We start from the raw sequence: 12,066 nt of genomic DNA on the forward strand, positions 1-12,066 counted from the left end.
CAGCAGAACCAAACATATCCAACTCTGCCAAGCTCAGGTCGATTTGCTGACTATTCAAACTATTTCTGCAAATTGAAATACTCTTCGGATCTTTAACAACGGTAGAAATAGCAGGGAATATCTCCGCTGTGATTTCACCTGTCACCTCACAATTAATATCTACATATTTAGCAACAACTTTATAAGTGCCACTTTCACTAATTTCTATATCTGGCGCATTCTCTCCAACAATCAAAACATCATCCTTATACCATTTAATCTCAATACCTTCTGTTCCCAATCCAGTTTTGATAGTCTTAGCCTCTCCACTACAAAGTGCAGTTCCATTCTCTACAGTTAAATCAGCTCCTAAATCTAAATTACCCAAGTTAAAACTTCCCCCATTTAAGAAAACAGCTGCACTAAGACTAGAATCTTTATGATCTGCAATTGCCAGTTTAATATGATATTTTCTACCAGGGACGACAGCTGATTTTGCAGTCATAGGAACTGTTCTACCTCCAAAATTAATAGCATTATTTTGCGCAGGAAGACCTGATTCCCCATAATACTTATCAAAATACTCTTTATTTGAATCTCCACAAGTATAAGTTCCTTGATATTTAGCATCCCGAATAGTCGTAACCGACACTTGAGTATTAGTTCCTGGTATTACCGCTAAATTCGAAACCTCATCCGTAGTCAAATCTGTTAAGAAAAAGGCAAACACATCCGAATAGGTACATTGAAAATCTACCCCATATTCATTAGAAGCAAAGATAAAATCAAATTTCAAAGTGTCAACTATAGGAACAAAATCGAATTCTATCACAGACGCATTATAATTTTCCCCTACTTCTCCATTTTGAAGTAATAATTCTTTCAAATCATCATCCCCCAACCAAGTCTCACTATCATTTCCTTCATCTTGTCCTCCAGGCCCCATTCCGAAACGAACCCCATTAGTAGCCAAAATTACCCCTTCCTCAAAACCAAAATCAGAATTGTTTTTATTAAAATAACCAATACCATTTTCTCCTCCAAAATTAGTTCCTGTTCGATAGGTTATGTTTGAAACTAAATCACAATTGGTTAATACCAACACATCTTCCACCAATTCCTCTACCGTATAATCAACTCCACTAGGAGAAGTAACTAAGTATGATAAAGAAGTAATGCACAAATCAAAATAGAAATCAGTTTCATCATCAGCTGCCCCCACTCGAACGTAGTATTTCTGTCCAGGCACAAGATCCTTGAACACTTGGAATTCATCAACTCCTAAGCCAAAACAAGAAAAAGCTGTAGCAGTCATTCCACTACAAGGTTGATCATAAATAGCAAAACTTAAATACGGATTATTACCCTTCAAACTAATTAAATTTTGAACACTTATTGTATGAGTAGACGATATAGCTGTAAATTCGAACCACACATCCTTACTCTTAGGTGATCCAAAATCTCCGCAAGATGTTGGTGCTATAACTCCAGATGATTTAGTTGCTCCATTTAAAGATCCAGAAACAGTAAGCAAACAATCTTTTCCAGAATTGATTGGAATATTCAAAGCTCCACTACACTCATCATTAGCTCCCACCAAAGTTCCACCAATTGCAGAAGTTGACCAATCACTAAATGTATTTCCACTTCCACATTTTGCTCTAACATACACCCTATATGATTTACCTGGATCTAGCCCTGTAATAGTGGTAGATGGAGTACCTGTTACGTTTACTTTTTTAATTGGCGTCGCTGTTTCATCTTCATTATAATTTACTACTATTACCTCCCATTCTGTTACACCTCCCGTTTGTTGCCATTCCAAACTTAAAGTAGTTGCGGTTTCTCCTGTTACTTTAACATAATAAGGTTCCGGACAATTATCAATTTTTTTAATGTGAACATTATCCAATCCAAAACTAGTTTCACCATCAGTGATTACTCTCCACGCAATATTAACGTCACCTTTGACACCGTTGAAAAACAAGACTCTTTCTTCCCATTGTTCATTATCATATGTCTCCTCAGGAATTAATACCGTTGTAAATTTATCGGTCGACACCCCTCCCGAAGAAAGTAATACCTCAAACTCTCCAGGTGACCATTGACTCGATTTATAATGATACTTTAGAATATATGGACTATTGTCCATGGATATCGTTGGACTCACCAACCAATCATCATTCAAATCATCATCCCAAACACTAAAATACATTCCCCTATCTCCTTCATACATATTCCAATCACTCAACTCCCACATATCTCCTCCCCATTCTGGATCTCCATCTCCGTTTTCATCTAATATTGTCCAACATCTATACGTTTTTGTATCTGAATTAAATCCATCCCAAAATGGTGTACTATAAACATCACATGTTGTAGTAAACGTAAATGGACCCGCCCAAACACTATAAGTTCCCCCACCACAAACCGTACGAACATAAAATTCATAATCTGTATTTGGTTTTAATACACCCCCAGATTGTTCCTTGTCAACAACATTTTCTTTCTTAGAGGTAACTGTTCCATTTGACGCAGGAACTCCTTTACCTTGTTCTTGAACAAAATATTCCCAACTAGTAGCTTTAAAATCATCGGTCCAAGAAATTGTAGCCTTATTTTTTCCTTCATCCTTAACATCTAACCACAAAGGTTCAGGGCAAGTTAGTACCTCTTCCACGAAAACATTATCTATATATATATCTTTATATCCGACATCTGTAACATGCCATGCCAAAGCTACTTCTCCTCCGAAATTAGTAATAAACACTGTGTGTTCTTTATAATTATCTAAAAGATAGGTCGCATCTGCAACTATCTCCTTTGTAAAATCACTAGGAGCACGCCCTGAATTAGAAGCTAGAACTTCAAAATTACTTTCTTCACTATAAGTATCTGTTTTATAATGATATTTTAATCGATAAATTTTCTTTGCATCAAAATCGAAATTAGGACTAATGAGCCAATCATCTGTTTCAAAGTCATATTCCCCGTACGAAAATTTCATTCCTCCACTACCTTCAAATTGATTATAATCAATTGTCATCCATTTACCATCGTAATCACCTCCATCTCCATTAATATCTAATATATTCCAACAATAAATAGTTGGTGAATTTTTATTAAACCCTTCCCAAAAAGGTAATGCAACTACATCACATATAGTTCTAAAAACAAATGGTCCAGACCATACACTTGTACTACCATCAGAACAAACTGTTCTAACATAAAATTCATATTCAGTATTAGGAGTAAGATTTTTGCCAGCATGATCAGTGGAAACTGTAGCTTCTTTCTTAGTAACAACAGTACCTGCCCCAGTAGGTGCCTTACCTCCTTTTGCTTGAACCCAATATTCCCAGCTTGTAGCTTTAAAATCGTCTGTCCAAGTCAACATACCACTTTTCTCCTTCAAATCCTTAACCCCTAAATTTAAAGGTTCTGGACATCCAATAACCTCTTCAAAGAATACATTATCAAGATTAATACCACTTGAGGAAGAAGAAGTAACATGCCAAGCGACATTTACTGATGAAACACCCGAAATAAAATACTTTTTCTCAACATAGTTCCCAAGCTTGAAGATTCCCTTAGGAGATAAAACATTTGTAAAATCTGTTAACCCTAACCCTTTAGATGACATTAACACTTCAAACTCATTATTATAATAGGTATCCGCTTTAATATGATATTTCAACCTATAAATTTTTGTAATATCCGTAGTGAAAGTTGGACTTATCAACCAATCATCATTATCACTTCCATAAAAATTCATGATTCCATCTCCCTCATACTCATCATAATCTTGCCATGTCCAACTATCTCCATCCTCATTATTATCAACAATAGTCCAACAATCTATAGTTTCAGAAGTACTATTAAACCCTTCCCAGAATGGAGTAGGGAAATTACTGCATGGGGTTCTAAAAACAATAGGACCTACCCAACCACTATACATTCCAGGCCCACAACTTGAACGAACATAAAATTCATACTCCGTATTAGGTTTAAGATTAGTCCCCCCCGTTCCACTTGTCTTGGTTATATCTGTACTATTTTTCTTTACCACAGACCCACTTCCAACCGGTTCTCCTCCACCAGACTCCTGAACAAAATATTCCCATTCTTTATTAACATCGTCATTCCATGAAGCTTTAGCCTTATTCGTTTGAATATCGCTCATTATAACATCATCATTAGGCCCTAAACAATCTACTTTTTCAACACTAACCTCATCAATTACAATTTCTGTCCCATCCTCAGCCAGCACACGCCATGCAATATGAACATCTCCTGTTATGCCAGTAATATAAATCACTTTCTTTTTAAAGTTATTAACCTTTTGAACAGATTTAGCTTGTAAAACTGTTGAGAATTTAGAAATATCCATACCGTCTTTCGACAATAATACTTCAAACTCATTGTCATAATAACTATCTGTCTTATAATAATATGTAACAGCATAATTACCTACTCCTAAAGTAATAGAAGGAGATATTAACCAATCATCATGAGTTGCTCCCCAACCCCCACTAAAAGTCATCGAACCACTACCTACATAAGCATCACTGGATTTATACCAAATGTTTTCTGTCCCCCACGGATTAACTTCAGCATCATTTTCAATATCCCATATTGTCCAACATTCCATTGATTGAGAAGCACTTTCAAATCCTTCCTTAAATGGAGGTGCAAAACTTAAACAAAGAGTTGTAAAGTCATAAGGACCTTCCCAGTTACCAAAACCATCTACTCCACAATTTGTCCGAATATAAAATTCATAATCAGTGTTAGCAGTTAATAAAGCACCGGAAAAAACCTTATCCACAATAACTTCATTAACACTTGTAGAAATACCTGAACCAGTAGGAAGAGTTCCCCCTGATACCTGAACAACATACTCCCAAGAAACGCTGGTAACATTATCCCAATAAAGAGTCGCTTTATCAGATTTAATATTTTTTGAGCCAACATTAGAAGCAGAGGTACAATTCGCATAAAGACCTGCAAATTCAAAGTAATTATTTAACTCATAGTAAGGTAATAAGTTTAGATTTGGCGAGTATGATATTTGTTCCCAAACGGCATTTTCTTTACTGTCTCCCAACGCCAAGTTCGGAATTACAACAGCAAGAACAACGAACCAAAAACTCCGGATGTATTTTTGTAGTTTCATTATCATTTATTTTAAAGATTAGTCAACAAACAAATATACTTAAAATACTCTTAAAAATTAGGCAGTCAATTTGTTAAAAAAAACAGATACACATAAATATTCTCACTTTGAACTTTTATTAATGCAATTATTATTAATTAATAGTACTAAAAAACAAAAAACACCTTAATGAAGTTTAAAAATTCATTTATTCACAATAAAAAAACCGCCCTTTTATTAGGGCGGTTTTAATAACCTTATAAAAACTCTTATTTATTAATTTGTACCCAACCAGTTCTTGTTTTATCAAAAGCAGTAACAACATAATAATAAGTACCATCAGGAAGTGGATTTCCAGACTTATCTTGTCCTACCCATTGATTCGTATAATTAGAACCAAAAGAGAAAACCTCAACACCAAAACGATTGTAAATTTTCAAACTCTGCACTCCATGTAGTGACAAATCAAAACTGTCGTTCAAACCATCTCCATTTGGTGAAATCCCTTTAGCTATTGGACAATCCTCGTAATCTACCGTAAAACTACTCTCATCCACACACAATCCATCAGGAGAACTAGCATACACATATATTTTCTGCGGTTTATAAATCACAGTTCCTACTTCATATTTAACACCCTTACCTCCTGGTTCAGAATGGTAACTATTAAACTCTGAAAGTGGTTTCAGTGGATACAATAAACATCTATAAACCTTACTTTCGAACACATCTGCTTTCACTTCGCCAGTAATTGAAACTTTATAAGATATTTCCTCATAACAACCTTCATCACCGTTCATTTGCAATACATAAATAGTATTGTCTCCAACTGTGGTTAAGATATCGCCTGCTACAAATTTATTCCCTTTACCACCTGGCTCTGTATAATAAAACTGGTTTTCTAAAAGATTAGGAAAAACATACTTAGCACAAACTACAACATCTTCTGGTTTAGAAGGAAACTCACCTCTTACCACTCTTATATTAATCTCAAAAATCTCCGCGCAATTTGTACGTAAATCCACTATCCTAATGTAAGCCGTCATCTCACCAGTACCACTCTTGTAATTATACAATGGATCGATGAAATTATCGCTTCCTTGTTTAGCCTCATTCACATCCAAATAATAGGTAGCTTCGTAATCCTCTTTATTAACATTTTTAAACATCGCTTCCTCCTGAGAAGCTAAATCAACATCAATAGTACCCAGAAAATTCGCACATACACTTAAATCCTTAGGCTGTAATACCACTTGAGAGATTGCAGGAAATATCTCAACAACCACTTCACCAGATACCTCGCATTTAATAGCAGGATAAAAAGCAACTGCTTTATAGGTTCCAGATTCACAAACTTCCAATTCTGCTTTGGCTTCTCCATCGATAACCACCCCGTCTTTATACCATTTAATATCTACGCCATCACTACCTAAACCTGACTTGATGGTAACACATTCTCCACCACATAATGCACTTCCATCTTCAACTAACATATCAGCACCTAAATCTAAACTACCCAAGTCAAAACTACCTGCAGCAAAAAACACTGCGGAAGAGTGGGCATCATTCGTACAAAAGTCCATAACCGCTAATTTGATGTGGTATTGTCGTCCAGGAACAACATAAACAGTCTCGGAACTCATCCCTACAGTAGAACCAGCAAAATTTAAAGGAGCCTCAAATGGATCAGTATGTCCAGTATAATTATTCCAGAAAAGCTCAGGATATGAATTACAACTAGTTCCAGTAATTTTCTCATTATCCCAAATAGTATATAATGAAATAGGAGTATTAGTACCTTTAATCTTCGCCAAGTTAACACCTTCACCAGTAGTAGTATCAATTAACCAAGCAGCAAATAAAGCTCCATTCATACAAGTATAAGTACAGCCATCAATATAACTATTCGAAGCAAAAAGATAATCAAACTTAATAGAGTCCTTTATAGGAATAAAATCAAACTCCAATTGAGTAACTCTTTTATCTTCTAAAGGACCTCCTCCAGCATCTTTGATGGCATCATTAATATCTTTGTCTCCTTTCCATCTATTTGGATTAGTTCCTTTATTAGACTCTGTATAAGGTCCCGGTACAAATTTCACCTGACTTGTAGACAATACTATCCCCTCTTCAAAAGGAAAATCAGAATCATTCTTATTAAAATACGCTAAAGCATTAACAGAATTTGTAGGAGCACTTCCATCCCCAACTTGGTATCTAACATTAGAAACCAAATCGCAATTAGAATTTACCAATACATCTTTTACCAATTCTTCGGTCGTATATTTTTCACCTTGTGGACTCACTTCAAGATAGTTTGGTGAACTCATACAAAGGTTGAAAACATAATCAACCTCATCACTATCCGAAAGTCCTAATCTTACATAATATTTTTGACCAGGGATTAAGCCTTTAAAGACTTTTCCTTTATTAGAACCATAGTCCGAATTAGAGAAGTAAAAACACTCCAAAGCAGTTGCGGTAATAGAACCACATGGTTGATCATAGATTGTACCTAAAATATCTGGAGGATAAGAATCTCCTGATAAAGTCACCCAGTCTAGAATTCTTAATAGATGAGAATCACTAATAGCAGTAAACTCAAACCATATATCTCTTTTTAAACCTACGTTACAAGATGGACTATCCACCAGCTTTTCATCTACAGCCCCGATTAATGAACCAGAAACAATTTTTTCACAGTCTTTTCCAACATTTACTGGCATATTAATAGCGCCAGAACAAACTTCATTACCACCCGGTTTCGTTCCCGAACTTATTCCCGTTGACCAATCACTAAAAGAACCATCTGAACATTTAGCTCGAACATAAATGGTGTAACCCGCTCCTGCTGGCAGTCCAGTTATTGAAGCTTGTGGACTACCTTTAACAGTCATGGTTTTAACAGGCGTTCCCGTTTCATCATCGCCAATTTTAACAACTATAATTTCCCACTCAGTATTTCCTCCATCTTGTTGCCATTTTATATCAATACTTGTAGAAGTTTGTCCAACTACTTCAACATAATAAGGTTCCTTACATGTGGTAACCTGTTTAACAATCACTTTATCAATACTAAAATCCAAACCTGTCTCAGAAAGAATATTCCATCCGATATTTCCTTGACCAGCAGCAGCATTAAAAAACACTACTTTTTCCTTCCAATTAGTATTACTAAATACTTCCTTAGGATGAATAACCGTAGTAAACTTATCCGCAAACACACCCTCAGAAGAATATACTACCTCGACTTCAGCTGGATCATACCAATCACTTGATATGTAATGATATTTCAATACATAGGTACTATTACTCATAATTAAAGTTGGAGAAACCAATAAATCAGAATTCCCGTCATCATAATAGTTGTTAAAATTCATCGACCCATCACCTTCAAAACTTCCCCAGTTATACAAGGTCCACATAAATCCATCATCATTCCCATCTAGAATTGACCAACATCTAATTGTCTTAGTATCACTATTAAAACCTTCTAAAAATGGAGTAGTATATACATCACAAGTTGTTGTAAAAACATAGGGTCCTGTCCAAATACTAAAAGTACCATCACCACAATTTGTACGGACATAAAACTCATAATCCGTATTTGGTTTTAAAGCTTCACCTGAAAATTCTTTATCTACAATATTCTCCTTTTTAGAAGTAGATGTTCCTGCAACCGTAGCCAAAGGCTCTCCTACCCCCTGCTCTTGAACATAGTATTCCCATTTAGTCGCTTTAAAATCATCTGTCCATAAAATAGTAGCCTTATTTTTTTCTTCGTCTTTCGCGCCAAGTTCCAAGGGTTCAGGACAATTTAAGACTTCTTCTACAAAAACATTATCAATATAAATGTTTTTAGACCCCGTACCAAACGTATGCCAAGCAAATTGAACGTCACCTCCAAAATTCGAAATAAAAGATCTATGCTCAAGATAATTGGAAACTTTATAATTTTTATTTGCTACAATAACCTTCTTAAAATCAGTAGTTTTCCTTCCTGAGTTAGAAGCTAAAACTTCAAAATTGTTATAATCATTATAGTCATTCGTTTTATAGTAGTACCTAAAACGATACATTTTTTTTGAATCAAGTTTTAAAGTAGGAGTAATCAACCAATCATCTGTCTCAACTTCATTATCATAATCATATACATAAAAGTATTTTGTATGACTTCCTTCATATTGTCCGTAAGATTGATTCACCCATTTATTCGATGTACCACTACCATCTTTGTTTTCGTCCAATTGATCCCAACAGTAAATAGTTTCGGAATTAGAATTAAATCCTTCCCAATAAGGTAAATCTAAGACAGCACAGGCCGTTCTAAACACAAAGGGGCCTGACCAAACACTAAATGTACCATCTCCACAATTTGTTCTAACATAAAACTCATATTCTGTATTAGGCGTAAGATTACTACCTTTTCCATCCTTGATTACATCTACACTCTTTTTAGTTGAAGAAATTCCATTACCCACGGGTTCTGCTTCCCCTTCTGCTTGAACCCAATATTCCCAACCTGTAGCTTTAAAATCATCTGTCCAATTCAAAGTGGCGCTTTTATCCTTTATATTATTCACATCTAAATTTAGAGGCTCAGGACAACCAACAACCTTTTCAAAAAACACATCGTCTATATAGATATTCGTACTCGACTTTGTCGTTACATGCCATCCTATTGTTGCAGAAGTAACATTTGAAACAAATGCCTTCGCTTCTAAATAGGCCTCATTTTTATAAACCTTCTTAGGAATAAGTGTAGTTGTTAAGTCTGAAACACCATTTCCTTTTGATGAAAGCATTACCTCAAACTCAGAATTATTGTAACTACTCGTCTTATATCGATATCTTAATCTATAAATTTCTGTAGCGATCGTTTTAATTGTTGGCGAAATTAACCAATCATCATTATTTGATACATTGCTATAGAAATACATTGATTGATCACCTTCATAATAACCATAGTTATAAGGTTTCCAAGCATTATCCCCATAAGAATTTTTATCATTATTTAAATCAAGTATGTTCCAGCAGTTGATAGTTTGTGAGTTCTTATTGAAACCTTCCCAAAAATCGGCATTTAATACATCACAAGGAGTTCTGAATTTAATCGGCCCCACCCACATACTATATTTACCTGGCCCACAATTAGCACGTATATAAATTTCATAATCCGTATTGGGCTTTAAATTAGATGATCCCACACCATTCGTTTTTTTAATAACCTGACTTTTTGAATTAGCTAATGAACCACTGCTCACTGGGCTAGTCCCTCCAGCTTCTTGAACATAATACTCCCACTTATCATTATTATCATCTTCCCATGTTACAGTCGCTTCGTTTGTCTTTACATTATCCACAATAACGTTTTCCTTTGGCGCAATACAATCAATCTCAGCTACAGACACCTCATCAATCATAATTTCTGTGTACCCCTTAGCCAAAACATGCCATGCAATATATACATCCCCAGTTATACCAGTAACATATAATACCGTTTTGGTATATGCCCCTTTCTTTTGAACACTTGACGCTTGCAAAACTGTTGTAAAATCAACAGGATCCATCCCCTTAGTAGACAACAATACTTCAAACTCATTATTGTAATAAGTATCAGTTTTATAGTAATATGTAATTGCATAAATTTTTCCAGACATGGTCAGAGCTGGAGAAATCAACCAATCATTATGACTCTTTCCAGATCCTCCGTCAAAATACTTATTGCCGTTTCCTTTATATGCGTTAGTTCCATTTATCCAAATATTCATTAAACCATTCCAAGATGTTGCCTGATCATTCCCGACATCTAATATAGTCCAACACTCTGAGCTATCAGAACTACTATCAAAGCTCTCCGTAAAAGGAAGTGAAAAAGACATACAAAGAGTCGTAAAATCATAAGGACCTTCCCAACCTCCAAAACCATCTACTCCACAGTTAGTTCTTACAAAAAATTCATAATCAGTATTAGCGATTAAATTCGCTCCCAAAAAGTCCTTCTTAACAATAACTTCATTCGTACTCGTTGCTATTCCTTTACCAGTTGGTACTGCTCCCCCTGCTACCTGGACCATATACTCCCATGAAACACCAGTAACATCATCCCAAAATAATGTTATTTCATCAGACTTTGGGTTCTTTGAAGCTACATTTGTCGCTGAAGCACAATTAGCCACCAATAGACTGTTATTCTGAACCATGGAAAACTCATAGTACGGCAAAAAATTTAAATTGGGTGGATACGAATTGGACTTCCAAAAATCTTTTCCAGAGCCTGACCCGAAAATGGATCCCGAAAATAAGAGTACGAGGTATACCAACCAAGTACTCCGCAAGAACATTATTTTTCTCATTTTATATTATTATAGTTAGTCAACAATCAAATATAAACAATTAACTTTTAATTAACCATCGTAGTTACAGAAAAGTTAATTAACTCATTTCGTTTATAAAAAACCACTGAAAAGCATTCATGAACAATGTTTATTCAACATTTAAACAAAAAAACAAGTTTAAAACACATTTATAAAATCAACACCCTATTAACAAATAAGCATTTTATCTCAAATAATTATAACCTGGAATCCACAACTGACAACTCTTTAAAAACAAAAAAGCTGTCCTCTTTCAAGGACAGCTTTTATTACAATTTAAAATTAACAATACTCTTATTTATTGATTTGCACCCAACCAGTTCTTATCTTATCAAAAGCTGTAACTACATAATAATAAGTGCCATCAGGAAGTGGGTTTCCAGACTTATCCTGCCCTACCCATTGATTTGTGTAATTAGCTCCAAAAGAGAAAACCTCAACACCAAAACGGTTATAAATTTTCAAACTCTGCACTCCGTGTAAAGACAAATCAAAACTATCGTTCAAACCATCTCCATTTGGTGAAATCCCTTTAGCTATTGGACAATCCTCGTA

General features: G+C 35.0%; 3 protein-coding genes. All 3 read right to left on the minus strand.

Annotated features, from left to right (window positions below; all coding sequences use genetic code 11):
* Positions 1-5,155, minus strand: a 5,155-nt coding sequence (locus tag BM024_RS13515) for a choice-of-anchor J domain-containing protein (protein ID WP_090681505.1), incomplete at its 3' end; no start/stop codon positions are given.
* 248 nt (positions 5,156-5,403) lie between these two features.
* Complete coding sequence (locus BM024_RS13520; protein WP_090681508.1) at positions 5,404-11,490, minus strand: choice-of-anchor J domain-containing protein; 6,087 nt, start codon at positions 11,488-11,490, stop codon at positions 5,404-5,406.
* Between the two features lie 315 nt (positions 11,491-11,805).
* The coding region (locus tag BM024_RS13525) for a T9SS type B sorting domain-containing protein (protein WP_143077788.1) at positions 11,806-12,066 on the minus strand (261 nt) is incomplete at its 5' end.

Origin of the sequence: Myroides guanonis (assembly GCF_900114085.1) — a bacterium.
Lineage (GTDB): Bacteria > Bacteroidota > Bacteroidia > Flavobacteriales > Flavobacteriaceae > Flavobacterium > Flavobacterium guanonis.

Excerpts from the sequence above, each read along its gene's own strand:
- BM024_RS13520 (WP_090681508.1), bottom strand. The coding sequence starts at position 11,490 with ATGAGAAAAATAATGTTCTTGCGGAGTACTTGGTTGGTATACCTCGTA.